This is a genomic window from Halomicrococcus pelagicus (genome assembly GCF_050954125.1).
Map to the genome: position 1 here is coordinate 15,060 of NZ_JBPBWC010000003.1, position 24,606 is coordinate 39,665.

Annotated in this window: 23 protein-coding genes; 10 read left to right on the top strand and 13 right to left on the bottom strand. The window is 68.0% G+C overall.

The features are described from left to right. Nucleotides 1–134: 134 nt before the first annotated feature. From hutI to hutU, 3 genes are read right to left on the bottom strand one after another with little or no spacing between them, the layout of a single operon-like run. Complete coding sequence (hutI, locus tag ACRYA2_RS07645; RefSeq protein ID WP_433626088.1) at nucleotides 135–1,397, bottom strand: imidazolonepropionase; 1,263 nt, start codon at nucleotides 1,395–1,397, stop codon at nucleotides 135–137. Beyond that, on the bottom strand, nucleotides 1,394–2,353 hold the full coding sequence (hutG, locus tag ACRYA2_RS07650) for a formimidoylglutamase (protein WP_433626091.1): 960 nt from the start codon (nucleotides 2,351–2,353) through the stop codon (nucleotides 1,394–1,396). Before hutG ends, hutI begins: the two co-directional genes overlap by 4 nt. Further along, a complete protein-coding gene (gene hutU, locus ACRYA2_RS07655; RefSeq protein WP_433626094.1) occupies nucleotides 2,350–4,086 on the bottom strand; it encodes a urocanate hydratase in 1,737 nt (578 codons plus the stop codon). Before hutU ends, hutG begins: the two co-directional genes overlap by 4 nt. Nucleotides 4,087–4,176: 90 nt before the next feature. On the opposite strand from hutU, the gene ACRYA2_RS07660 reads away from it, so the two are divergent. Next, complete coding sequence (locus tag ACRYA2_RS07660; protein ID WP_433626097.1) at nucleotides 4,177–4,821, top strand: helix-turn-helix domain-containing protein; 645 nt, start codon at nucleotides 4,177–4,179, stop codon at nucleotides 4,819–4,821. On the opposite strand, the gene ACRYA2_RS07665 is transcribed toward ACRYA2_RS07660, so the two are convergent. Then, nucleotides 4,815–6,236 (bottom strand): YjiH family protein, encoded by a 1,422-nt coding sequence (locus ACRYA2_RS07665; RefSeq protein ID WP_433626099.1) that lies wholly within the window; start codon nucleotides 6,234–6,236, stop codon nucleotides 4,815–4,817. The two genes, ACRYA2_RS07660 and ACRYA2_RS07665, sit on opposite strands and share 7 nt — an antisense overlap. A gap of 291 nt (nucleotides 6,237–6,527) precedes the next feature. Here ACRYA2_RS07665 and ACRYA2_RS07670 point away from each other — a divergent pair, with 291 nt between their 5' ends. Further along, nucleotides 6,528–6,719, top strand: coding sequence for a hypothetical protein (locus ACRYA2_RS07670; RefSeq protein WP_433626102.1), 192 nt, complete (start codon nucleotides 6,528–6,530; stop codon nucleotides 6,717–6,719). Here ACRYA2_RS07670 and ACRYA2_RS07675 read toward each other — a convergent pair. The 4 genes from ACRYA2_RS07675 to ACRYA2_RS07690 all read right to left on the bottom strand — a co-directional run bounded on the left by ACRYA2_RS07675 (nucleotide 6,716) and on the right by ACRYA2_RS07690 (nucleotide 9,704). Then, nucleotides 6,716–7,087: a cupin domain-containing protein gene (locus ACRYA2_RS07675; RefSeq protein WP_433626104.1), complete on the bottom strand. Its 372-nt coding sequence runs from the start codon at nucleotides 7,085–7,087 to the stop codon at nucleotides 6,716–6,718. The genes ACRYA2_RS07670 and ACRYA2_RS07675 overlap by 4 nt on opposite strands. Before the next feature lie 24 nt (nucleotides 7,088–7,111). Next, a complete protein-coding gene (locus ACRYA2_RS07680) occupies nucleotides 7,112–8,332 on the bottom strand; it encodes an RNA-guided endonuclease InsQ/TnpB family protein (RefSeq protein WP_433626106.1) in 1,221 nt (406 codons plus the stop codon). 109 nt (nucleotides 8,333–8,441) lie between these two features. Then, a complete protein-coding gene (locus ACRYA2_RS07685; protein WP_433626109.1) occupies nucleotides 8,442–9,212 on the bottom strand; it encodes a ParA family protein in 771 nt (256 codons plus the stop codon). A gap of 63 nt (nucleotides 9,213–9,275) precedes the next feature. Then, on the bottom strand, nucleotides 9,276–9,704 hold the full coding sequence (locus ACRYA2_RS07690; RefSeq protein WP_433626112.1) for an HIT family protein: 429 nt from the start codon (nucleotides 9,702–9,704) through the stop codon (nucleotides 9,276–9,278). Nucleotides 9,705–9,869: 165 nt separating this feature from the next. On the opposite strand from ACRYA2_RS07690, the gene ileS reads away from it, so the two are divergent. The 3 genes from ileS to ACRYA2_RS07705 all read left to right on the top strand — a co-directional run bounded on the left by ileS (nucleotide 9,870) and on the right by ACRYA2_RS07705 (nucleotide 15,253). Continuing rightward, nucleotides 9,870–13,145 (top strand): isoleucine--tRNA ligase, encoded by a 3,276-nt coding sequence (ileS, locus tag ACRYA2_RS07695; protein WP_433626115.1) that lies wholly within the window; start codon nucleotides 9,870–9,872, stop codon nucleotides 13,143–13,145. 126 nt (nucleotides 13,146–13,271) lie between these two features. After that, entirely contained in the window at nucleotides 13,272–14,669 is a 1,398-nt protein-coding gene (locus ACRYA2_RS07700; protein ID WP_433626118.1) for a hypothetical protein, read from the top strand. Beyond that, nucleotides 14,624–15,253: a hypothetical protein gene (locus tag ACRYA2_RS07705; RefSeq protein ID WP_433626121.1), complete on the top strand. Its 630-nt coding sequence runs from the start codon at nucleotides 14,624–14,626 to the stop codon at nucleotides 15,251–15,253. The genes ACRYA2_RS07700 and ACRYA2_RS07705 overlap by 46 nt, the downstream gene beginning before the upstream one ends. A gap of 107 nt (nucleotides 15,254–15,360) precedes the next feature. Here the strand turns inward: ACRYA2_RS07705 and prs are convergent, their stop codons facing one another. Further along, nucleotides 15,361–16,236 (bottom strand): ribose-phosphate diphosphokinase, encoded by an 876-nt coding sequence (gene prs, locus ACRYA2_RS07710; RefSeq protein WP_433626123.1) that lies wholly within the window; start codon nucleotides 16,234–16,236, stop codon nucleotides 15,361–15,363. Nucleotides 16,237–16,520: 284 nt separating this feature from the next. Between prs and ACRYA2_RS07715 the strand changes: the two genes are divergently transcribed. Next, a complete protein-coding gene (locus ACRYA2_RS07715) occupies nucleotides 16,521–17,003 on the top strand; it encodes a hypothetical protein (RefSeq protein WP_433626126.1) in 483 nt (160 codons plus the stop codon). Between the two features lie 79 nt (nucleotides 17,004–17,082). Here ACRYA2_RS07715 and ACRYA2_RS07720 read toward each other — a convergent pair whose 3' ends face one another. Further along, entirely contained in the window at nucleotides 17,083–17,889 is an 807-nt protein-coding gene (locus ACRYA2_RS07720; RefSeq protein ID WP_433626128.1) for an HVO_0234 family beta-propeller protein, read from the bottom strand. Between the two features lie 205 nt (nucleotides 17,890–18,094). Between ACRYA2_RS07720 and glmM the strand changes: the two genes are divergently transcribed. Continuing rightward, nucleotides 18,095–19,459: a phosphoglucosamine mutase gene (gene glmM / locus ACRYA2_RS07725; RefSeq protein ID WP_433626130.1), complete on the top strand. Its 1,365-nt coding sequence runs from the start codon at nucleotides 18,095–18,097 to the stop codon at nucleotides 19,457–19,459. A 142-nt stretch (nucleotides 19,460–19,601) separates the two neighbouring features. Here glmM and ACRYA2_RS07730 read toward each other — a convergent pair whose 3' ends face one another. Next, nucleotides 19,602–19,853 (bottom strand): DUF8075 family protein, encoded by a 252-nt coding sequence (locus tag ACRYA2_RS07730; RefSeq protein ID WP_472850126.1) that lies wholly within the window; start codon nucleotides 19,851–19,853, stop codon nucleotides 19,602–19,604. A 103-nt stretch (nucleotides 19,854–19,956) separates the two neighbouring features. On the opposite strand from ACRYA2_RS07730, the gene ACRYA2_RS07735 reads away from it, so the two are divergent. Next, nucleotides 19,957–20,553, top strand: coding sequence for a sulfite oxidase-like oxidoreductase (locus tag ACRYA2_RS07735; RefSeq protein ID WP_433626132.1), 597 nt, complete (start codon nucleotides 19,957–19,959; stop codon nucleotides 20,551–20,553). Between the two features lie 45 nt (nucleotides 20,554–20,598). On the opposite strand, the gene ACRYA2_RS07740 is transcribed toward ACRYA2_RS07735, so the two are convergent. Both ACRYA2_RS07740 and endA read right to left on the bottom strand, forming a co-directional pair. After that, a complete protein-coding gene (locus ACRYA2_RS07740; protein ID WP_433626134.1) occupies nucleotides 20,599–22,158 on the bottom strand; it encodes a tryptophan--tRNA ligase in 1,560 nt (519 codons plus the stop codon). Between the two features lie 127 nt (nucleotides 22,159–22,285). Continuing rightward, entirely contained in the window at nucleotides 22,286–23,311 is a 1,026-nt protein-coding gene (gene endA / locus ACRYA2_RS07745) for a tRNA-intron lyase (protein ID WP_433626137.1), read from the bottom strand. Nucleotides 23,312–23,456: 145 nt separating this feature from the next. Between endA and ACRYA2_RS07750 the strand changes: the two genes are divergently transcribed. Together ACRYA2_RS07750 and ACRYA2_RS07755 are read left to right on the top strand one after the other, a co-directional pair. Next, nucleotides 23,457–24,224: a DUF91 domain-containing protein gene (locus tag ACRYA2_RS07750; protein ID WP_433626139.1), complete on the top strand. Its 768-nt coding sequence runs from the start codon at nucleotides 23,457–23,459 to the stop codon at nucleotides 24,222–24,224. Between the two features lie 54 nt (nucleotides 24,225–24,278). Beyond that, nucleotides 24,279–24,599 carry a HalOD1 output domain-containing protein gene (locus ACRYA2_RS07755; RefSeq protein ID WP_433626142.1) on the top strand — a complete coding sequence of 107 codons (321 nt, stop codon included), beginning with the start codon at nucleotides 24,279–24,281 and terminating at the stop codon, nucleotides 24,597–24,599. The last annotated feature ends 7 nt before the right edge of the window (nucleotides 24,600–24,606 follow it).

The window sequence follows — 24,606 nt, forward strand, 5'->3', positions numbered from 1 at the left end:
CCGCGACAAATCCCTTCGGGTTCGTGGACGCAGCGACCGTGACGAGCGGCCACGAGCGACGCTCGTACGCGGCAGTACGCTCGCGCACGGTCGACCACCGACGCGCGACGAACCGTTCGGACGTGGTCGACTGCTCACGCACGGTCGACCGCCTCCCCGCTCTCGACCACGTCGCCACCGTCCGCGACCACCTTGCCGCCCTTCACCACGGTCTCGACGGCATTCACGCCAAAGTTGTAGGGAACGTGGACGTAGGTCGGCGCGTCGAGCACCGCGAGGTCGCCGGGCGTCCCCTCCAGCAGGGTCCCGGTGCCGTCCTCGACGTCGACGGCCCTGGCCGCGTTCTTCGTCGCGGCGACCAGCGCCTCGGCCGGCGTCATCCCCATCTCGACGCAGGCGAGCGACGCGGCGAACCCCATGCTCTGGGAGTAGCAGTTCGGGTTGAAGTCTGTCGCGATGGCGACGGGCGCGCCGGCGTCGAGGAACGTCCGGGCGTCGGCGTAGTCCGCGCCGAGACCGAACGCCGTTCCGGGGAGGAGGACGGGCGAGACGCCCGCCTCGACGAGCGCGTCGACGTCCTCCTCGGTCGAGTGCAGCAGGTGGTCGGCGCTGGCCGCGCCGACGTCGGCGGCGAGTTGCGTCCCGCCGATGTGGGCCAGTTCCTCGGCGTGCACCTTCGGCGTCATCCCCTGCTCTGCCGCGGTCACGAGCACGCGCCGCGACTGGGGCACGTCGAAGACGCCCTCCTCGCAGAACACGTCGCAGAACTCCGCGACGCCCTGGTCGGCGACGGCGGGGATCTGCTCCTCGACGACTTCGGTGACGTACTCCTCCATCTCTCTCCCCTCGGGCACCGCGTGAGCGCCCATGAACGTCGGCACCACGTCGACGGGATGGCGGTCGTCGGCGCGGTCGATGACGTCGAGCATCCGAAGCTCCGTCTCGGTGTCGAGACCGTACCCCGACTTCACCTCGACCGTCGTCGTGCCGTGCGCGAGCATCGTGTCGAGGTGGTCGAGCAGGTTCGAGAGCAGCTGGTCGTCGCCAGCGTTCCGCGTGGCCCGCACCGTCCGGAGGATACCGCCGCCCTCCGCCAGTATATCCTGGTAGGTCTTCCCCCGCAACTTCGACTCGAACTCGTCGGAGCGGTCGCCAGCGAACAGCGCGTGCGTGTGGGGGTCGACGAACCCCGGAATTACGGCCTTCCCGTCCGCGTCGACCGCGTGCGCGGCGTTCTCCGGCGGGAACTCGCGGGTGACCGGGCCCGAGGAGCCGATTCGCGCCACCTCGCCGTCGACCACGGCGACCGCCGCGTCCTCGTAGACGCCGAGTTCGCCGTTCTCCTCGACCGTGACTATCTCGTTCGCGTCGTACACCACGGCGTCGACGTCGCTCATCGTCCACCTCCCGCGGCCGCGGCGAGGAAGTGGGCGACGGCTCGCGCCCCGGCCCGCGCCGTGCGGTCGCCGGACTCCAGCGGCGGCGCACACTCGACCACCTCGAACCCCGCGACGCGGTCGCGAGGCCCGCCGGCGTCCGCCGTGGCGCGTCGCGCTCCGCTGGCGACGAGGCGGAGCGAGCGGAACAGCTCCCGGGTCGAGAGGCCGCCCGGCGTCGGCGCGCTCACGCCGGGCGCCGCGGCCGCGTCGAGCACGTCCAGGTCGACGCCGACGTACACCGAATCGACGTCCGCCATCGCATCCAGCGCGGTGTCGACCGCCTCGACCGGGTCGTCGCCGACCTCCTCCGCGGTGACGACCTCGCCCCGCTCGCGGACGTAGTCGGCGTACGCCGTCGAGTTCTCGAAGTGACGCGCACCGACCACGGCGTAGGCGTCCAGCCCCGCCTCGTGCAACTGGCGGTACGGCGTCCCGCTGGACGGCTGGCCGTCGACTGCCCGGCAGTCGAAGTGGGCGTCGAAGTTGACGACGCCGACCGACTCGTCGAGCAGCGGCGCGACGTTCGGCACCGTCAGCGAGTTATCGCCGCCGAGAAACACCGGTAGCGCGTCGGTGTCGTGGACCGCCGCGGTCGTCTCACCTATCGCGTCTTGGACGTCGGCGACGCTCTCGCCCGTCGGCACGTCCACGTCGCCGAGGTCCGCCACGTCGCCGACGGGACCGGCGTCCAGGTGGTGGGTCTTCGTTCCCGCGAGCGCGCTCCGGACGGCGGCCGGTCCCTCGCGGGCACCCGGCCGGCCGATGACCGCGCCGTCGTACGGTTCGCCGACGATGACGGCGTCGTACCGGTCGGCGTCCGCGAGCGCGGCCCGTTCGACGACGTGGCCGAACTGCTCGTCGTTCGGGTCCGCCGAGGTCCCCGTCCACTCGAAGGCGTGCGTGAGTCCCGTCATTCTCGGTCACGCATCGGGACGGCGACGTTCGACTTCTCCGACTCCTCCAGCGCGATGTCGTAGCCAGCGTCGGCGTGCCGGACGACGCCCATGCCGGGGTCGGTGGTGAAGACCCGCCGGGCCTTCTCGGCGGCGAGGTCGGAGCCGTCGAGCACGACGTGGTTGTTCGCGTGGAGGGCGTTGCCGATGCCGACGCCCCCGCCGTCGTGGACGCTCACGATGTCCGCGCCCGCCGCGCAGTTCAGGAGAGCGTTCAGGATGGGCCAGTCCGCGACCGCGTCCGAGCCGTCCTGCATCGCCTCCGTCTCGCGGTTCGGCGAGGCGACGCTGCCCGCGTCGAGGTGGTCGCGGGTCACGACGATGGGCGCTTCTATCTCGCCGTCGGCGACGAGGTCGTTGATGCGGAGCGCGAACCGCGCCCGCTCGGTGAGTCCCTCGTCGTCCGTCTCGTAGCCCAGCCAGCAGACCCGCGAGGGGAGGCCCTGGAACTCGACCTGCTCCTGGGCGAGGTCTATCCAGCGGTGCAACTGCTCTTTCTCCGGGAACAGTTCCGTGACCGCCTCGTCGGTGCGGTGGATGTCCTCGGGGTTCCCCGAGAGCGCCGCCCAGCGGAACGGGCCCTTCCCCTGGCAGAACAGCGGGCGCACGTAGGCCGGGACGAAGCCCGGATAGTCGAACGCGTCCGCCATCTCCCGGTGTTCTTTCACCTGTCCGCGGATGTTGTTGCCGTACTCGAAGGCGACGGCCCCCGCGTCCTGCATGTCGAGGATGCCCTGGACGTGCCGGGCCATCGTGTCGAGGCTCTCCTCGACGTACGTCTCGGGGTCGCGCTCGCGCAGTTCGTCGGCCTCCGCGACGGTGTAGCCGGAGGGGTAGTACCCCTCCAGTTCGTCGTGGGCGCTCGTCTGGTCGGTGACCACGTCGGGGACGAACCCTCGCTCCAGCATCGCCTCCAGCATGTCCGCGGCGTTGACGTGGACCCCGACCGAGTAGGGTTCGCCCGCCTCGGCGGCCGCCTGGGCCTTCTCGATGGCCTCGTCCAAGTCGTCGGTCTTCTCCTGGCAGTACCCGGTCTCGATGCGGCGGTCGATGCGGTCCTCGTCCACCTCGGCGGCGATGCAGACGCCCTCGTTCATCGTGACGGCGAGCGGCTGTGCGCCGCCCATTCCGCCGAGACCGCCCGTGACCACTATCTTCCCGCGAAGCCCGTCGTTCTCCGGGTAGTGTTCGTCCGCGAGCGCGGCCAGCGTCTCGTACGTGCCCTGGATGATGCCTTGCGTGCCGATGTACGCCCACGACCCGGCGGTCATCTGGCCGTACATTATCAGCCCCTTCGCCTCGAGTTCGTGGAAGTGCTCCCAGTCGTCCCAGTGGCCGACGAGGTTGGAGTTGGCGATGAGGACGCGCGGGGCCATCTCGTGGGTCCTGAAGCGACCGACGGGCTTGCCGGACTGGACGAGCAGGGTCTCGTCGTCGTCCAGTTCGCGCAACTCGTCGACGATGGCGTCGTAGGCGTCCCAGCTCCGGGCCGCCCGTCCGGTGCCGCCGTAGACGACCAGTTCCTCGGGCTTCTCGGCCACCTCGGGGTCGAGGTTGTTGTTCAGCATCCTGAGGGCGGCCTCCTGCCGCCAGCCCTCGCACTCGATGTCGGTACCCGTGGGTGCACCCCGGTACTCGCGCCACTGCTCGCTCGGTTCGCCGACGTCGTGGTCGGCCTCGACTTGTTCGCTCATCTCTACCACGTGTTTGGTTCCCAGAGTGCAAATATCTCGGCCCCCGCAAGCGGAGGGGAATTTAAGTACCATCGGCGAGACGGAGCCTCCATGCACGAGGCGGTGTTGCGCGTCGGACAACCGGGCGTGTACGCGGCGGCGACGGACGGCACCGACACGACGCTCGAACTGTGGTGCAACGACCACTGCGACCTCCTGCACGTCAGCGGTCCAGGCGGTCGGGCGGTGCTGGACCACGTCGAGTCGCTGGTCGGCGTCCGCGAGTGGCTGGTCGAGGGCGACGAGCGCCTGCTCATCACCGAGGCCTGCCTGAAAGACCACGAGAACGACCGCATCGAACCCGTACTCGCCCGCCACAACTGCCTGCTCGTCCCACCGCTGCGGTACGCGGACGGCGAGAAGTGGTGTCGCGTGCTCGCGCTCGACCCGGCGAACCTCACCGCCCTCTACCGCGAACTCGCCGAGTCGTTCCCGGTGACCGTCGAGTCCAAGCGCGAGGTCGCCTCCGTGACCGCCGACCGTCCGCTGCTCACTCCGGAGACGGCGCTGCCGGACCTCTCCGAACGCCAGCGGGAGGCGCTGCTCGCGGCCCACGAGGCGGGCTACTACCGGATTCCGCGCGAGACCACGACGGCCGAACTGGCCGACGCGATGGACGTCGAACGCCGGACGTTCGAGGAACACCTCCGACGCGCGGAGAACAAACTCGTCGCCGGGCTGACCGAGTTCTACTGAAGCAACCCGAGCGCGGCCACGAGGTGCGTCATCGCGGCGACGAGCGGGACGAGGATGACGGTTCGCATCGCGAACAGCAACAGGAGGTCACGGAACCGGATGGGGACGTCGCTGAACATGTCCATTATCATCGGACCGACGCTGGAGAAGAAGATGAGTTGCGACACCGCGAGGACGGCGACGAAGAATCTCGCCATCGGAGCGGCGTTCTTGGCGATGAGGACCGGCACGTACATCTCCGTGATGCCGACGATGGTCGCCGGCGCGACGGTTTCCGCGCTCGGGATGCCGAGCGCCGCGACGACCGGAACGAGCGGCGTTCCCAGGACGTCGAACGTCGGCGTGTACGCGGACAAGAGCACTGCCGCCAGTCCGACAGCGAGGATGGTTCCGAGGATGAGGCTGGTGAGCCGCAGTCCGTCCACGAACCCTCGTTTCGCCGCCTCGAAGAACGTCTCTCCCTCCTCGGCCTTGCCAACCGCTTCGCTGACGGCGAACCGGAAGTAGTCGAGTCCGGACCCCTGGAACGGGACTTCGGGGTCGGGTTCCGCGACGTACTCCCGGGGAATCGAACTGATGGGGGGAATCCGGACGAGAATCGCGCTGCAGACGACGACGCAGACGAAGTACGCTGCGAAGATGATCGGGAAGAGCGCGAGCATGTCGAGCGTGACGGCGACGACGCCGACGAACCCGATGCTGACCGTCGAGAAACAGGTGGCGATGGTGAACACTTCGCGTTTGTCGTAGCCGCCGCGTTCGAATACGTTCCGGGTGACGTACAGTCCGACGCTGTAGGACCCGACCCACGAGGCGAGACTGTCGAGTGCGGCCCGGCCAGGGAGCTTGAACAGCGGTTTCATCAGCGGACGGGCGAGCGTCCCGACGAACTCCAGTCCCCCGAGTTCGACGAATACCGTGATGAACACCGCACCTATCGGGATGATGACGCCGACGCTGTACACCAGCGTTCCCCACATGAACCCGCCGGTGCCGTTCGAGTGGAGCCACGCCGGCCCCAGCTTGAAGAACATGACCGGTGCGAGAATCGTCCCGACGACGCGCAGGAACCAGAATCCAACGGAGCTCTCGTAGTACGAGAGGTCGACGTCGAACCAGCCACGCCTGGCGTCGAGTTCGGCGAGCGTCGTGAGTACGCCGCCAGCGACGATGATAGCGAGCGAATAGACCCCGACGGCGTCCGGGAAGTTGTCGGTGACGTAGCTCACCGCGATGTCGAACGGGACGGTTATCTGGCCCTCCCACGGAATCGGCAACAGGAAGAAGAACGCGCCGACGGCGAACGCGACGACGAACTTCGCCACGGGTCGCGTGCTGTACTCGTTCAGGTCGATATCCTCGATGCTCCGAACCGACGGCTCGGTGTCGACGGTCCACGTGTTTTCGGTAGACATTGACAGACACGAATTTACGGCCGAGTGATATATACCCCACACCGCCACACGCGGAGGAATTTATAAGCTCTCCCACACTCACCGGTCAGCGACGGTCGATTCGCCAGCCGTGTCGATACGCCGTTGCTAAGGCCGTCGCCCGACGCCGGGCGCGGAGAAACGGCTCGTTACGATGGATTCAAGCGGCCCGTAACGGCGGAGCGAAACGGTATCGCCAGGATACCGTCGTGAAAGCGGCTCATAACAAAGCCGGTCGCACCGTTACGCCAGGCCACAGGCGCGAGAGTTGTTATGAGTGGCACGCACGAGACGAGTACGCACGAGGAACAGTTGCCCCAGCGGTTCGACGAACGGGTGGAACTAGAGATCGAAGACGGCGCAGAGCGCGAACGACCGCTGGTCAGGATGCGCGACGCGACCGACGACGAGGCGTGGGTAGCGGCGAACATCGACGCCGTCGTCTCCCTCTCCGAACACCGCTAGGCGTCTTCGACGAGTTCTATCTCGTCGTCGCCGTTCGGGACGGCGCAGATGAACGCGCCCGCCTTCTCGGCCTCGTTGCGGTACCAGTGGACGGTCCCGGCGGGGATGAACAGCGAGTCGCCCGCGCTCACCTCGTACTCTTCGTCCCCGATGCCGACGACGTACTCGCCCTCCAGCACGTACTGCTCGTGTTCGACCTCGTTGGTGTGCTTCGGAACCTCCGCGCCGGCCTCGAGCGTGAACCGCCGGACGGCGAAGTTGGGGGCGTTCTGGTCCTCGCCGACGAGCACGCCCTTCGACAGGCCGTCGGCGGCGTCGACGCTCTCGTACTCGATATCGTCCGACCGGCGAACGACTGGGTCTGGCATACCCGGTCGTAGGCGCTCCGCCGGCTAAGTCTTTGGCACTTCCGACAGTTCCGCGTTCGGAACGAAGTCGCCGTCCGGCGTCACCCGACCCGAGGACAACGCGCAGTACGCCGCGCCGACGCCGGGCGAGGAGAGCGGCCCGCGGCGAACGCACCGGAACGCGACGTTCTTGGCCGCGTTGTAGTCGTCGTTGGCCTCGTTGCCACATTTCAGGCACTCGAAGTGGTTGCGGTCGAGGTCGCGGTTCTGGGGATGGGTGAACCCGCAGGCGGTGCAGCGCTGGCCGGTGTACTCGGGGTTGACCTGCACCACGGTGATGCCGCGTTCGGCGGCCCGGTAGGAGACGAACTCGTACAGTCGCTCGAACGCCCACTCGTGAAACTCCCCGGCGTCCTGCAGTCGGTCGTGGGCGTCACCGAGTTCGCCGAACGCGACGACTTCGCAGCGGTGTCGCTCGGCCTCGTCGACGATGCTGCCGGCGACCCGGTGGAGGTAGTCGCGGGCATGTCGGTCCGTGCGGTCGCCCGTCCTGCGCAGTGTGCGGCGGGCGCTCCGGGTGTCGGTCGCCCGGAGGCTCGCCCGGCGGTCGACGAACTCGCGGTGGCGGTGCGCGAGTTCACCCCCCGGGAAGAACTCCGCGGTGCTGGTCACCGCGAGGTTCTCCACGCCGAGGTCGACGCCGAGGACGGTCGCATCCTCGCCCGGCGGGTCCACGGCGGGCCGGGACGCGCGAAAGCCGAGGTGGAGGTCGAACTCGCCGTCGCGGTAGTGGAGGGCGCTCTTGGCGGGTTCCCAGCGGTCGTCGTCGAGATAGCGCGACTGGTACCCGTCTTCGGCGGTGACGAGGTCACAGCGGACGCGCTCGTCGGTCGTCGTGAGGCTGACGGTGCGGTCGTCGAAGACCGTCATCGTCCGGGTGTCGTAGACGACCGTCGGTGCGGTGAACTCGGGTTTTGCGCCCGGGTCGTCGGCCTGCCCCCGGTCGATCGCACCCTTGACCGCTTCGGCGGCGCGGTGGGTGGCGAGGACGGCGTGCTGGCTCCCCAGGTCGGTGCGCTCGCGAAGCTCGTCGTACGCGAGCTGCTGGACCTCGTTGCGCGTGTGACAGCGTCCCCAGGCGCTGTTGACCGCTATCTGACACCCCCGCTTCCACTCCCGGACCATCGCCAGCAGTCGCTCCCGGTCCCGCGGCTCCACCGCGAGGCGAGTGACCGCCGTCCGCTTGCAGTAGTCGGACTCCGTCACGCTCTTTTCTCGCGGGAGTGGCGCCTTGAATACTTCGGGATGGTACGCCCGCGCGGTCGTGGCGGAACCGGGCTTCGTCGTCCCGCGCTGAACCGGGCGTTCACCGTCTTCAGGAGAGCGAGTCCGGCACGTACTCGTCGGGAACGTACTCCTCGCGGGCGGCGTTCAGCACGCCCTCCGTCGGGAACTCGAACTCCAGTTCGGCCGCGACGAGCGCCTCCGCGGCGCGGGCGACGGCGGGCGAGAACTCGGCGTCCAGGTCCGGCGCGCTCGCCGGGGCGGAGTCCCCGTTCGCTGGCACCACCGCGTCCGCGGCGTCGACCGGCTGGTCGTCGTCCGTCGCGCGGGTGGCGACGACGGTCTCCGCCGTCGCTCCGACGTCGGCCAGTCGACCGCGGGCGCGCTGGACGGCGTCCGCGCCGCGCTCGGTGGCGGGGGCGACGAGCGCGACGCGCTCGACGGCGTTCGCGGCCGCGACGGCCTGGTTCGCCGCGACCGGCGGCGTGTCCACCAGCACGTGGTCGAACTCGCGGGCGGCCTCGGCGATCAGGTCCTCGAAGCGTTCGGCCGCATCGGCGGTCTTGGCGCGCGCGCGCCGCTCGAACGGAGCGTAGGCCGGACAGAGCGCGAGTCGCCCGGCGAGGTCGGTGGGATGGTCGACGAGCGCGTCAGGGAGGTCCACATCGGCGTCGGTCAGCAGCGCGGTCACGTCTGGGTCGATGCGTCCGGGCGCGTGGCGGGCCAGTCCCTGGGTGGCGAAGGCGGCGTCGAGAACGGCGACGTCTCGTCCGGCGTGCGCGAGCAGGGCCGCGACCTCGACGCAGAGCCGGGTCGTCCCGGCCCCGCCGGTCGCGCCGACGAGTGCGACGGTTCGTTTCACGTTTCTGACCGAAACTGCTTCGGTGTCCTACAAAAATCTACGGGTCCGCTGGGCAGAAGAAGGTCAGTGACCGCTCTCGATGTCCGCGGCGATTTCGTCCAGTTCCTCCTCGGAGAGGTCGGGGCGCCGGCCCGCGACCGCGTGGATGGGATTACCGCCGTCGTCGTGGAACCGGGGTATGACGTGGGCGTGGACGTGCGGCACTTCTTGGCCCGCGGCCTCGCCGTTGTTGAACGCGACGTTGCTCCCGTCGGCGTCGACCGCGTGCTCGACGGCGGGCGTGAGCCGGTGGAGGACGCCGAAGAGGTGGGCGGCGGTGTCCTCCGGCACGTCGTCGAGCGTCTCGTGGTGACGCTTCGGAATCACGAGGGTGTGGCCGGGCGCGAGGGGATTCGCGTCGAGGAACGCCATGGAGACGTCGTCTTCGAAGACGGTTCGACTCGGAATCTCGCCGTCGACTATCTGGCAGAAGATGCAGTCGTCTTGGCTCATGACGTCGGTGATTTCGAGCGCGTGGCGTATCAAGGTTGAGGCTCCGCTTCGGCCCCGTCCGCGACCGACGCTCCGTCGGGACGTCCCGAATCGACCTCCGACGGGTACTACAGGCCCGACTGCACAACCGAACTCGATTTAACTTCGGGGAAGCACAGAACCAGTATGAGCAGCTTCGAGGACAGCGAGGAACAGAACTCGTCGAACCGCCGAACGCGGTTCGGCGAAGTCGACGACCAGTACGAGCCGGACGCGGTGGAGGACCGCGTGTTCGAGTACTGGGACGAGGTGGACGCCTACGAGAAGGCCACGGAACACCGCGAGGGAGGGGAGCCGTTCTTCTTCGTCGACGGCCCGCCGTACACGTCCGGGGCGGCCCACATGGGAACGACGTGGAACAAGACGCTGAAAGACGCATACATCCGCTACCTCCGGATGCAGGGCTACGACGTGACCGACCGCCCGGGCTACGACATGCACGGTCTGCCCATCGAGACGAAGGTCGAGGAGCGGATGGGCTTCGAGAACAAGAAGGACATCGAGGAGTACGGGATGGAGAACTTCATCGAGGAGTGCAAGGAGTTCGCCGACGAGCAACTCGACGGCCTCCAGAGCGACTTCCAGTCCTTCGGCGTCTGGATGGACTGGGACGACCCCTACAAGACGGTCACCCCCGAGTACATGGAGGGCGCGTGGTGGGGGTTCCAGCAGGCCCACGAGCGCGGCCTCGTCGAGCAGGGCAAACGCTCCATCAGCCAGTGTCCACGCTGCGAGACCGCCATCGCCAACAACGAGGTCGAGTACGAGGACGTCGAAGACCCCTCCGTCTACGTGAAGTTCCCGCTGCGGGACGGCGGAGCCGGGAACCGCGAGGGCCACCTCGTCGTCTGGACGACGACGCCGTGGACCATCCCGGCGAACACCTTCGTCGCGGTCGGCGAGGACGTGACCTACGTCGGCGTCGACGCGGAACGGGAGGGCGACACCGAGCGCCTCTACGTCGCCGAGGACGTCGTCGACGACGTCCTCAAGCAGGGACGGTACGAGGACTACGAGGTCGTCGAGGAACTGACCGGCGAGGAGATGGTCGGCTGGGAGTACGAGCACCCGCTCGCCGAGGAGGTTCCGGACCACCCCGACGGCGAGGATGCGCTGCAGGTGTACACCGCGGACTACGTCGAGGTCGACCGGACGGGGCTGGTCCACTCCGCGCCCGGCCACGGTGAGGAGGACTTCGAGCGCGGCCGCGAACTAGGTCTCGACATCTTCTGTCCGGTCGGCGGCGACGGCGTCTACACGGAGCAGGCGGGCGAGTACGCCGGCCAGTACGTCAAGGACGCCGACGACGACATCGTCGCCGACCTGGAAGAGAAGGGACTGATGCTCTCGTCGGACACGACGACGCACAGCTACGGTCACTGCTGGCGCTGTGACACGGGCATCGTCCAGATCGTCACCGACCAGTGGTTCATCACGGTGACCGACATCAAGGACGAACTGCTCGTCAACATCGAGGACAGCGAGTGGCATCCCCCGGAGGCCCGCGACGAGCGCTTCCGCAACTTCGTCGAGGACTCGCCCGACTGGAACGTCTCCCGGCAGCGCTACTGGGGCATCCCCATCCCCATCTGGACGCCCGAAGAGGACGGGGACTCGTCTGCCGGCGACTGGAACGGCGACATGGACGACGCCATCGTCGTCGGCACGCGCGAGGAACTCGCCGAACTGGTCGACCAGGACGTCGACCCCGAGAGCGTCGACCTCCACCGTCCGACGGTCGACGACCTGACCATCACGAGAGACGGCAACACCTACACGCGCGTCCCCGACGTGTTCGACGTGTGGCTGGACTCCTCGGTGGCGTCGTGGGGAACGCTCGACTTCCCAAGCGAGCAGGACGACTTCGAGGAGCTGTGGCCCGCAGACCTCATCATCGAGGCCCACGACCAGACCCGCGGTTGGTTCTGGTCGCAACTCGGCATGGGTACCGCCGCACTCGACGAGATTCCCTACGAGGAGGTGCTGATGCACGGATACGCCAACATGCCCGACGGACGCGGGATGTCAAAGTCGAAGGGCATCACCATCGAACCCGACGAGGTCATCGACGAGTACGGCGCCGACCCGATGCGGCTGTTCCTGCTGTCGGTGACCCCGCAGGGCGAGGACATGAGCTTCTCGTGGGACGAGACCGAGAACATGCAGCGGGACCTCAACATCCTCTGGAACGTGTTCCGGTTCCCGCTGCCGTACATGCGCCTCGACGACTTCCGTCCCGACGAAGTCGACCTCGACGAGGTCGACCTCGAACTCGTCGACGAGTGGGTGCTGTCGCGGCTCCAGACCGTCACCGCCGAGATGACCGAGCACTGGGAGGAGTTCCGCCAGGACAAGGCGCTGCACACCTTCCTCGAGTTCGTCGTCGAGGACGTCTCCCGGTTCTACATCCAGGTCGTCCGCGAGCGCATGTGGGAGGAGGAAGACAGCGCGAGCAAGCGGGCCGCCTACGCGACGTTCTACCACCTCCTCACGGATCTGGTCGCCCTGCTCGCGCCGTACGCGCCCTTCGTCAGCGAGGAGATCTACCAGAAGCTCACCGGGGACGCGGGCTACGACACCGTCCACATGCTCGACTGGCCGGACCCCAGCGGCTACCTCCAGGACCCGCAGCTGGAGACCGACGTGACGATGCTGCGCGCCATCGAGGAGGCGGGGTCGAACGCCCGCCAGCAGGCCGAGCGCAAGCTCCGCTGGCCGGTCCAGCGCGTCGTCGTCGACGCCACCGACGAACGAGCGGTCGAGGCGGTCGAGCGCCACCGCGACCTGCTGGCCGACCGCCTGAACGCCCGGAACGTCGAACTCGTCGTACCCGACGAACAGTGGGGCGAACTCCAGTACAGCGCCGAGGCCGACATGTCACTGCTCGGTCCCGCGTTCGGCGACGACGCCGGCCGGGTGATGAACGCGCTCAACGAGGCCCGCGTGACGGACCCGACCGTCGCCGCCGTCGAGGGCGCGGTCGAGGAAGCGCTGGACGAGGACGTCGCCCTCGACGAGGAGATGGTTTCCTTCGTCACCGAGACGCCCGACGACGTCACCGGTGCGTCGTTCGGCGTCGACGGCGAGGAGGTCGGCGTCGTCTACGTCGACACCGCGCTCACCGAGGACATCGAGAGCGAAGGGTACGCTCGCGAGGTCATCCGCCGCGTCCAGGAGATGCGCAAGGCCCTCGACCTCGACATCGAGGAGCGCATCCGTCTCGAACTCGACGTCCGGGACGACCGCGTCGCCGACCTGGTCGACCAGCGCCTCGACCTCGTGACGTCCGAGGTCCGCGCCGACGACGTCGGCCCCGTGGAGGACGGTCACCGCAAGGAGTGGGACGTTGAGGGCGTCGCGATGGAGATCGCCATCGCGCCGCTGGCGGAGGCGCAGGCGTAACCCGACGGCCGTTTTCTTTTCCACCGGAGCAATCGCTGTTTTATGCCGCCCCGGTCTGTCGGTGTCTCCGAAGATGCGTCTCCGCGCTGTTGCCGACCGACCGCCGCGCCGCGGGAGTGAGCCGGCGTGAACTTCGCGGCGCTCGACGACCGCGACGGGATCGAGATCCGCGACCCCATCGAGAACGCCCGGTTCGAGCTGTACACCTCGTCGCCCGTCGATCCGACGCCGGCCGACGCGGACGACTTCTACTTTCCCGTCGATTCGGCGGTCGAGATTCGGACGTCGGCAGTCGAGTATCCGAACCTTGGAATCATCGTTTGGAGCGCGTCGGGTGAACTCCGGTCCGACGACTCCACCGACGTCCGGCGACTGCCCGAGGGCGAGTACCTGGTCGACATCGCTACGGCTCCAGTGAAGGTTTACGTGGCAATACCGGGTCCGGTCTCTTTCGAGGGGGACCCTCCGGCGTTCGCGTTCGACGATGAACGAACCGTCAGGGTCGGAGTCCGCTCCTTCCACGAAAGCCCGGTCGGAACGATAACCGTAACGGACGACGCGAGCGACGTAATGCGGGCGATGTCGCTGCTGGGGTCGGCACTGAAGACGACGATCCCGGAGCGGTCGTGGCCGACGCTCCAGGGCCATCCGCCGCTCGTCGAACGCGGCGACGAGTTCGACGTGCCGGCCGGCATCGAACCGCCGGCAACCGAAACCGGCCTCGTCCTTCCTCCGGAACGGGAGTACCTCTATCCGGCGGCCTTGCTCGCGTACTACCTCGGGGCGACGGTGGAACCGGGCCGCGCTCCGCGACTTGTCGCGGGCGACTTCGAATACCCGCTCGACGGACCGGAGGGGTACGAGACGACCGTCGAACGCGTTCTAGAGCAGGTTCACTTCCTCGACTGTTTCACCCGAACGGAAGGTTACTATCAGGTCACGCTCTACGAGCGCGAAGCGGTCGAACCGCGAGTCGCCCTCGACTTCGCCGCGCTGTACGACGCGACGCCGGCAGAGCGCCTCGAACGCTACCTCAGCGTACCGTTCGACCGCCTCGAATCCGTCATGTCGCCGTGGCACTTCTCGGTCGACGTAGTCCCGACCGCCGAGAACGCCGAGGCGCTGCCGTTTCTGGCCGACGACCTGGCTCACGTTCGAATCGCGCAACCGCCGACCGGAGACGCTGCAGCCACAGTCGAGGCTCCCGAGTTGTACGAAGGGTTCTTCCGAGACGACATCCCATCGACTTCCGGTGGCGAACCATCGGATACCGGTCCTGTCTTCGAACTGGAAAGCTCGAACACGTTGGAACGCGCGTGGCTGGGTTCAGGATATCCGCTGCATGGAACAAACTCACGCTCGACTCCCTACGCCGACGAAGGATTCGCGACGGACCCCCCGATCCGGAGTCGCACGGGGAGTTTACCATCGACATTGATGTCGTCTGTAACGACGCTTCGATGCAGGACGGAAGTGGTGTGGAGCAGTACTACGGTCTCCGGGAACTTCCGTCGTTCGACGTGACAGTCCACCACGGGACGACGACGGACGAACTCACCGAACTGCTCGAAGCTTCCGGGAATTTTTTCCACTACATCGGTCACGTCACCGACGACGGCATCCGTTGCACCGACGGCCACCTCGACGTCGGGACGCTCCAAGAAGTGAACGTCACGGCGTTCCTGCTGAACGCGTGTAGCTCGTACGCCCAGGGGACTGCGCTGGTCGACCGTGGCTCCTGCGGGGGTATAGTCACGCTCTCCAGAGTTGGCAACACCGTTGGAACAAGTATCGGTCACGCTCTTTCCAGATTACTGCGGAGCGGGTTCTCGTTACGTTCGTCGCTCTCGGTAGTTCATCGGCACTTCTTGACCGGGTATCGGTACGTCGTTATCGGAGATGGTGCGCTGACCCTCTGCCAGAGCGAAAGCGGCGTGCTCTTCACGCTCGGCGTCGAGAGTGCCAATTCTGACACGTTCGAAATTACGTCGCTAGCGTATCCCGGCCAGTTCTCCAAGCCTGGAACGATGGACCAATTGACCGTAACGGAGTCGTCGACTCACTACCTATCTCCGGGGCCCCTTCCGACTATCGAGATATCGACCTGAGAAATGAACGACGGACTGTCGCGTGTAGCCATGCCCGTCGAGGTCGGCGACGAACTCAACTGGAGCGACGAGATAACGGCCGACGAGTAGCCGACCTGCTCGACTGACTACAGCGCGTCCGCGACGGTCGGCGCGACCGACACCGCGCTCACCGCGCCCTCGACGGTGTCGGTGCCGTACACGGCCTCCACTCCCGCGCGCGCCAGCTTCGTCCGGGCGTTGCTCGCCAGCACGGGATGGACGCAGGTGACGTACACGTCGCCCACGTCGCGCTCGCCGAGGAGGGAGACGGCCTCGCTCATCGTCGAGCCGGTGGCGATGATGTCGTCGGTGACGACCACGTCGCGGCCGGCGACGTCGGTGTCGCTCGGGCGCATCTCCACCTCGGTGTCCGAGAGGCGCGTCTTCTCGAAGTAGTCGGTGGTTCCCGTACCGTAGGCGTCCCGGACCGTCTCGGCGATGTCGAGCGCGCCGTCGTCCGGCGAGAGGAAGACGGGGTCGACGAGCTCGCTAGGCAGCGGTTCGGCGAGGCGACCGGCGGCGTCGACCGGTTCGGCGGGTACGTCGAAGAAGTCGCAGACCGCGTCCTCGTGGGGATTGACGGTGAGCACGCGATCGGTGCCGGTGCTGACCGCGCGAGCGACGGCGCGGGCGGAGACGGGGTAGCCCGGCGTCGGTCCCTCGTCCGCCTTCCCGGGCGCGAGCGGCCTGTCCTGGCGGGCGTAGCCCATGTACGGGAGGACTGTGACGACCTCCTCGGCACCCCACTCGCGCGCGGCGTCCTGCAACTGGAGCAGTTCGACGTGGGCGTCGCTGGAGACGGTAGAGGCGACGACGACGGCTCGGTCGTCCTGGAAGCCGGGCGCGCTGGCGAGCAGTTCGCCGTCCGGGAACGAGCGGTACGCCACGGACGCGAGCGGTTCGTCCAGTTCGTCGGCGAGGGCCGCCGCGAGCGACTGAGAGGCGGACCCACTGAGTATCATAGAAGAAGGCTGGACGGCCCCGGTTAAACTCGTTTTCACTCCCCGTTACGGGCCCAACAGCATCGCGGCGGCTTCCGACTCGCGTCGCCTCTCGTCCACTTCGTGGTCCTCTGACTCTTGGGACGTTTCTTCTTCTGATTCCATAGTTGTTTACAACTACAGCACTCTACAACTAAAGCGTGTTGGCACGTTGACGACGCGGCGGAGACGACTCCCTCCAGATATATTTTATGTAGTAAAATAATAATATTTTATTTATCTGGCGGGGTATTAGTGTCGGCGCGATGGTTTCGGTAATTCGGCTCGACAGCGATGCCGCGGGGCTCGTCGACGAAGAGAATCTGACACCGGCAGAGACGGGCGTCGTCAATCTGCTGGCGAAGGACCGGTGTACTCCCGCGTACGTTGCCGATCAACTGGCCATCGAACCGGGCACGGCCGGGGCGCGACTGAGCGACCTGTGCGAGCGCGACGTCGCCAGGAAGGTGTACCGCGGCCTGTACGAACTCGCGGACGGGACGCCGGACCCGCATCGCCGACCGACCGAACGGTTGCTCGTCGACGTCCCGTACGACGAGACGCAGTTCTCGCCCACGGAACGCGGAATCCTGAACCTGCTCGCGGAGGGACGAGCCATCCCGGCCTATCTCGCACAGGAACTCGACGTGACCCAGGGTTGGGCGAAGGCGCGACTCCGCGACCTGTCGCAACCCGGCCCCGTGAGACGCGTCCATCGGGGCCTGTACGAACTCGACGCGCGACGATGACCGCGAGCAGCGCTAATGGGCGACCGCCAGCCTGCGCGACTGCGAGCCTGTGGGACCGCCAGCCGGTGCGACCGTCGAGTCACGCGACCGCGAGGCCGTTGACGCCGCGGAGGCCGATTCCCCGGTGTCGCCAGCCGTCACCGACCGTCACCAGGAACGTGCCGTCCGCGGCGACGACGTAGGTCCCCTCGCCGTAGTCGACGTCGGCGACGGGTCCGTCGACGGGGAGCGACTCCTCGCGCCACTCGTCACCTCGGCGGGCGAACAGGGCGTCGTCGGTCGCGGCGTGGGCGCGCCCGGCGTCGGCACCGACGATGCGGAAGTCGCCGTCGAGCAGGTCACGCCAGCCGTTGCCGAGTCCGTAGAGACCGGTGCCGGTCGCGGCAAGCGGCGGTTCGGCGGCCGCCACGTCGCTTGCGTCGTCGAGACCGACGTGCTGGACGCCGTCGTCGAGCGCCCGGTAGACGCCGTCGGCGGTCGCCACGAGGTCGCCGTCGATGGAACGCACGTCGCCGACCGCACCGAGTTCACGCCATCCGTCGTCGCCGTCCAGGCGTTCGACCGTTCCGTCCGGCGACGCCGCAAGGAGGGCGTCGCCGTCGAACCCGACCGCGACCGCCGGGCCGAACCCGAGGGGTTCGAACGCCCCGTCGAGCACCGCCTCGTCCGTGGCGACGGCGACCGCCGGTCGACCGTCCCGTCGCTCGTCGTCCGCGGTTCGGTCCCTGGCCGCCACGTCGCGAGCGGAACAGCGGTGTGCGACGCCGAACTCGCCGACGATGTCGTCCGACACCGACACGGTCACGACGCCGATGTCGGCGGCGACGAGGACCGTCGTCGCCTCGCCCCGGTCGTCGTACACGCGCTTCTCGTCGATGCTGACCATGTCCGGAACTCGAACCCGGGGATGCGAAAACGTTCGGATTCCGACGTACCGGTCCGCGGCCGCCGTCACCGTGCCGTCCCGCACTCGGGCGGCGACGGTGCTCCCGACTGCGGCGGAGGTCGGCCACTCCCGACGTAGTATTCTCGTCGGCCGTTTTCGGGACTATTCGGAATCTCTTTGAATGCAGGGGCCTCACCTGGCGCATATGAAGGTGTTCGGGTCGAGCGGGACTCGCGGGGTCGTCAACGAGGAGCTGACTCCGGAGTTCGTGCTGAAGATCGCCAAGGCAGCCGGTACTGTCTGGCGGTCGGACCGGGTCGCGCTCGCGCGGGACACGCGAGCGACCGGGGACATGCTCGCGGACGCGGCCGCGAGCGGTCTCGCCAGCGTCGGCGCCGATGTCGACCGTCTCGGGGTGGTGCCGACACCCACCGCCCAGGCGTACGCCGAGCGCGAGGGCGTGCCGGCGCTGGTGATCACCGCCAGTCACAACCCGCCGGAGTACAACGGCGTGAAACTGGTCGGGGACGACGGCATCGAACTCTCGGTCGACCACCTCGAACGCGTCGAGGAGAAGTTCCTCACGGAGGCGTTCGAGTCGGTTCGCTGGAACGAGACGGGCCACACCCACCGCGTCGAGGACGTACGCGACCGCTACGTCGACCAGTTGCTCGACGCCGTCGACCGCGAGGCCATCGCGGACGCCGACCTGACCGTCGCGCTCGACCCCGGTCACGGCGCGGGAGCGCTCACCTCCCCCGAGTTCTTCCGGCGACTCGGCTGCGACGTCGTCACCGCGAACAGCCAGCCGGACGGTCACTTCCCCGGCCGCGACCCAGAACCCGTCCCGAAGAACTTAGACGACCTCGGCCGCCTCGTCGAGGTCACCGACGCCGACGTCGGCATCGCCCACGACGGCGACGCCGACCGCGCCATCTTCTACGACGAGACCGGCGAGTACGTCGAGGGCGACGCCACCCTCGCCGCGCTCGCCGCCGCGGAACTCGACGCGGGCGACGCGGTCGTCTCGGCGGTCAACGTCTCCCAGCGCCTCGTGGACGTGGCCCGCGACGCCGACGCTCGACTCGAACTCACGCCCATCGGGAGTACGAACATCATCACCCGCATCCGTGAACTACGCCGGGCGGACGTGTCCGTCCCCGTCGCCGGCGAGGGCAACGGCGGCATCTTCTTCCCGGACTACCGCCTGACGCGGGACGGCGCGTACACCGCCGCCAAGTTCCTCGAACTGCTGGTCGACGGTCGCGCCAGCGAGGTCGTCGCCGACTACGACGGCTACCACAACGTCCGCGTCAACGTCTCCTACGCCGGCGACGCCGAGCGCGACGCGCTGCTCGCGGCCGCAGAGCGCGCCGCGTCGGAGGCCGACGCCGATGTGAACGCCCGCGACGGCTACCGCCTGGACTACGGCGACGCCTGGGTGCTCGCCCGCCCCAGCGGTACCGAGCCGATGGTCCGCATCTACGCCGAGGCGCGCGAGAGAGAGCGCGCCGAGGAACTCGCCGAGGAGATGGCCGAGACGCTGCGCGTCGCGAAAGCGAGCGTCTGAACGCCCGCCGTCGACCGCGGTCCGTACGCTACTCGGAACCGACTGCCCGACGAGCCGTGGGACGGTCGACTCACGTGGTCTCCTCGAAACCCCGGGCCGCTCGTCGGGGATTTCGGCCGTGAGACGCGTCGGTCGGCGGAACTCACGCCTCCTCGCTCCGTTCTTCTCCGTGCGCCGCACAGAGGATGTCGCCGGTTTCCGTGTCGAAGAAGAACGCGTCGCCGGGTCCGATTCGCGTTCCGTCCTCGCCGCACCCGTCCGCGTGCTGCAGGAAGTACTTCCCCTCCTCCCGTCCGGTCTCCAGCCGCCCTGCCTGTGCGGCGAACCGGACGATTCCCTCCCCGATCTGCGTTCGCTCGGTCGAATCCGCCATCTCGAAACGAATGAGTGGCACGTGAATCCCCCGGTGACCTACGGGGACCGGGGGAATAAATCCGCGGACCGGTGCTTGCCATACGGTAACAATCACTATTGCGCTCGCCGACTACGGTACGCCCATGGAGGACGCCACGTCGATCTTCGAAGAGTTCGGTGACGAACGGTTACCGCCGGGCCAGCGCCGCACAAAACGGTTTCCCGTCCTCTCGAAGAGCGGTGTTCCGAAGCGGGACGTGGACGCGTGGGAGTTCACCGTGACGGGCGCGGTCGAGGACGAACTCGCGTTCTCGTGGGACGAGTTCACCGACCTCCCGGCCGAGACCCAGCGCCAGGACTTCCACTGCGTGACGGGGTGGAGCCGGTTCGACAACGAGTTCACCGGCGTGCCGTTTCCGACCATCGCCGAGCGTGCGGACGTGCGCGACGACGCCGTCCACGTCCTGTTCTCCGCGCTCGACGGCTACACGACCAACCTGTCCCTCGAAGAGTGCATGCGCGAGGAGGTCCTGTTCACCTGGGAACTCGACGGTCAACCGCTCCCGTCCGACCACGGCGGTCCGCTCCGCGTCGTGACGCCGCACAAGTACGCGTACAAGGGCGCGAAGTGGGTCGACGGCGTCGAGTTCCTCACCGAACCGGAGCGCGGCTACTGGGAGAAGCGCGGCTACTCGAACACCGCGAACCCGTGGGAGCAAGAGCGGTACAGTTCGTGGTGAGCGCTACGACGCGCCGGAGCGTCCGCGAGGAGGTCCGCGAGCGGACTACTTCCGCGGGGAGTCGAGTTCCATGTCGAGGTCCTCCAGGAGCTCCTCGGCCTCCTCGCGTTTCTCCTGGTGCTCTTCGAGGAACTGCTCCATCAGCTCGGCGGCCTGTTCCTTGCAGCCGCCACAGAGGCGCTCGCCGCCGACGCACTCGTCGTACACTTCCTTGGCGAACTCGTCGTCGTCGCCCGCGAGCAGGTAGGCGTACAGTTCGTACACGGGGCATTCGTCCGCTCGCCCGCCGAGTTCGCGCTGCTTCTCGGCCGTCTCGCGGCCGCCGGTGGTCGCGGCCTTCACCTTGTCGTACCCCTCCTCGGGGTCGTCGAGCAGGCTGATGTGGCTCGCCGGCACGGACGAGGACATCTTCCCGCCCGTCAGCCCGGTCATGAACCGGTGGTAGATGGACGATGGCGGGACGAAGCCGTAGCCGCCGTGGTCGACCTCGACCTCCCGGGACAGCTCCTCGGCTTCCTCCCGCGAGAGGTCGAAGGAGTCGACGTGCTCCTCGAAGACGCGCTTCTCGCCGTCGACGGCCTCGACGAGCGCCTCGAACGCTTCGTCGGTGGCGTTGCGGTCGAGGAACCGGACGCGCGGCCGCAGGGGCTCCATTCCGGCGTTGTCGAGCTTGTCGATGGTTCCGGCGACGACGGGGTCGGTCGCGTCCCTGACGTCGGCCAGCCACTCGGCGGCCTCCTCGCAGCGCGGTCGCTCAGGCTCCTCGGCGTACGATTCGCGGTTCTGATACGCCGCAGCGACGTGGATGCGCTCGGCGTCGGTCAGCTCGAAGCTCGCGTACGCCTCCGTCACGCCGAAGTAGCGCATCCGGGCGGCGAGGTCCCGGGCGAGTCGGACGTGGGGGTCCTGGTCGGGACCGACCGGGATGACGGTCGGCTTCGGCTCCTCCAGTTGCGGGTAGCAGATGTCGGCCATCTGCGTGACGACCGACTGCATGTGGGATACGTCCGTCTCGCCGGAGAAGCCGTAGATGTTCTCCAGTTCGGAGAAGTTCGCCTTGCTCCCGAGTTCGAACGCGAGGTCCTGCAACTCGCGGTTCTCGGACTGCCGGTAGAGCGTTCCCTCCTCGGGGTCGAAGCCGAGCGCCACGAGCGAGAGGAGGTAGTCGCGGGCGTGTTCGTCGATTTCGTCCCACGAGAGGCCGCGAGCGCTGTGGGCCTCTAGGTCTGCGATGAGACCGTAGGTGTCCCCGCCCTGCTGCTGGTGCCAGATGAGTTCGTCGAAGACGAGCTTGTGCCCGATGTGGGGGTCGCCGGTCGGCATGAACCCCGAGAGCGCGGCGAACGGCTCGTCGTTCCGCATCGCCTCGGCGACCCGGCGGTAGTCCCGATGGCCGAAGATGACGCCCCGGCGCATCAGGTAGTGCGGGTCGGGCACCTCCTCGAGCAACTCGTCGAACTCCTCGATGCCGAACTCCTCGAACAGTTTCCGGTAGTCGGCGACGGTCGCCGACCCCCAGGGGTCGAGCGCGACCTGGTCGTCTCCCGCCGCCGTTCCGCCGTCGGGGAGCTTCTCCTCGCGTTCGCTATCGATGTCTCGTGTCATGGTGTGAGTCGGCCGACCGAGAGCCGCGTCGTTGTGCCCTGAATCGGGTCGGTTCGCGCAAAAACTATTCGGTCTCCGCGGGCGCGACGGCGCTCGACACCCGTCGGCGGGAACCGTCCGTGCTCTCCTACGGCGTCAGCCGATTCACGCCCACCCACGACACCGACTCGCCGTCGGTCAGGGCGAACACCATCCGCTTGCGGACGCCGTGGGCCAGTCGCACGTCGAGCGCCAGGTCACGCGGAGAGAACACGTAGTCCCCGGGCAGCACGCGCACCAGGTTCTCGGAGTGGCCGAGGTTCTCGACCGACTCCACGTCGGCGTACGTCCGGAAGTCGGCTCCGAACTTGAACCCCGTCTTCGGAACGACGTCCTTCTCCCGCAGTGTCCGGTAGACGGCCAGTCGGCGGTCGAACCGCTCGCCCTCGACGGTCCGCCCGCGCTCGACGATGGCGTCGTACCCCCCGTCGACGGAGAGGACGCCCTCGGCGGCGAGGTGGGCGGCCTCCAGCAGCGACAGCTGGAGGACGTCGACGGCGCCGCGGTCGCCCAGCGGCTGGCCGTAGAAGGCGTCCTCGTGGACCGCGGCGGGCGGGTCCCACAGCAACACGTTGTCGGCCAGCAGCGCGCCCTCCAGACGCGCGGGCAGGTGCTCCTCGGTGTCGCCGGTCGGGTCCGGACGCTCGGTCTCGAAGTACGTTATCTCGCTCTCCTCGTCGACGACCGCCAGGACCACGTCGCCGAGCTCCGTCGCCGGCAGCGACTCGCGTTCGGAGACGACCCGGACCCGGTACAGCAGGTCGTCGCCCCACGGCCCGTCTCCGCGCGGGTAGACGACGAAGTCCGACCCCGGAAGGGGGTCGGGAACCCACCCCTTCCGGTCGGGTGAGAGGTAGAAGCCGCGCTCGCGGAGGTCGGCGTAGACGAGAAAGCGCGCTCCGAACCCGTCGCCCGTCGAGTTCTGGAGGAACTCGCGAAACCCCGCGCCGTCGACGGAGTCGAGGTCGCCGCGAAAGAGGAGGTGGGCGGCCTCGACCCGCGAGAGCGCCACGTCGTCGCCCCCGAGCGGTCGGCCGTACCCTCGCGAGTCGTAGTAGCGCTGGCGGGCGTCGCCGCTCACGACCACTTCGTCGTCGCGCAAACGTCCGTCCATACGCGCTCTTCCGGCGCGCGGCGTCATAGGTACTGCGACTCTGGTGCCGACGCCGTCCGTCGCTCGCCCGACCGCCCTCCGGAATCGCTCCCACACTTCGCCCCCGTCTGCACCTTTAAATTGCAGAACGGGACCAGGGCGGCCCATGCCCGAGACGATACGCGTCTTCGCCGGCGACTGCACGATAACGTTCGGAGACGACGACCGCCGCCGACAGCGCGGGGAGGTCGTCGTCCTGCTGAAACCGGACGACACCCTGCTCGTCCACGACGTCGACGGGTACCAGCCCGTCGCGTGGCTCACCCGCGCCGATACCGCCCGCGCCGAGGTCGAGGACGGCACGTTCACGCTCGTCGCGGCGACGAACGACCGCCGGGTCCGCGTGGAGTGTCACACCTGCTACGGCATCTCCCGGTACCCCGGCTCCGAAGCCGGCATCCCGGTCGGCGACTGCCCGGACTGCGACGGGCCGCTCGTCCGCGCCGACGGGAGCGTCGCCTACCTCGGCTGTTCGGCGGACCACGCCATCCCCCGCCGGGCGACCGTCCGTCAGGAGACCTGCGAGTGCGGTCTCCCGACGATGCGCGTCGAGCGCGGCGACTCCTTCGACGTGTGCGTCGACCGCGACTGCGAACCGCTCGTCGCGGCGGTCCGCGAGCGGTTCGACCGCGAGTGGGACTGTCCGTACTGCGGGGCCGACCTCCGCATCCTGGAGCGCGGCAGCGTCATCGCGGGCTGTGAGGAGTATCCCGACTGCGACACCGGATTCGGAGTTCCCGACGGAGTGGTCGTCGGCGACTGCGACTGCGGTCTCCCGGTGTTCGAGACCCGAACCGGTCGACGCTGTCTCGACACCGACTGCGACGCGGAAGTCCCCCGCCAGCGCGACCAGCCGCAGTCGAACCGCTCATAAGTACCATGAATGTCAAACTCGTATCCTTAACGATTCGAGCGGCGTTAACGAAATATGACTAGCTCCGGCCCAGATGGGGAGCCAGCGTCTGCTGGCGAAGCGGGGGACGTCGACGTTCGTCGACACCACGACTGGGACAGCGAGGACCACGTCGGAACTGCGATCATCGCTGCCCTGGCGGAAGCCCTCGACGTCTCCCCGCCCGAACTCACGCCGACGCTGTACGACACCGTCGACCCCTCAGCCATCGACGCGCTGTTCGCGCCGTGCGACGACGGAACCGAACGGTCGACGACGGGCCACGTCTCCTTTCGATACGAGGAGCGTCGCGTGGTCGTCGCGAGCGACGGAACCATCGAGGTCAAAAAACGGTGACGCCCGG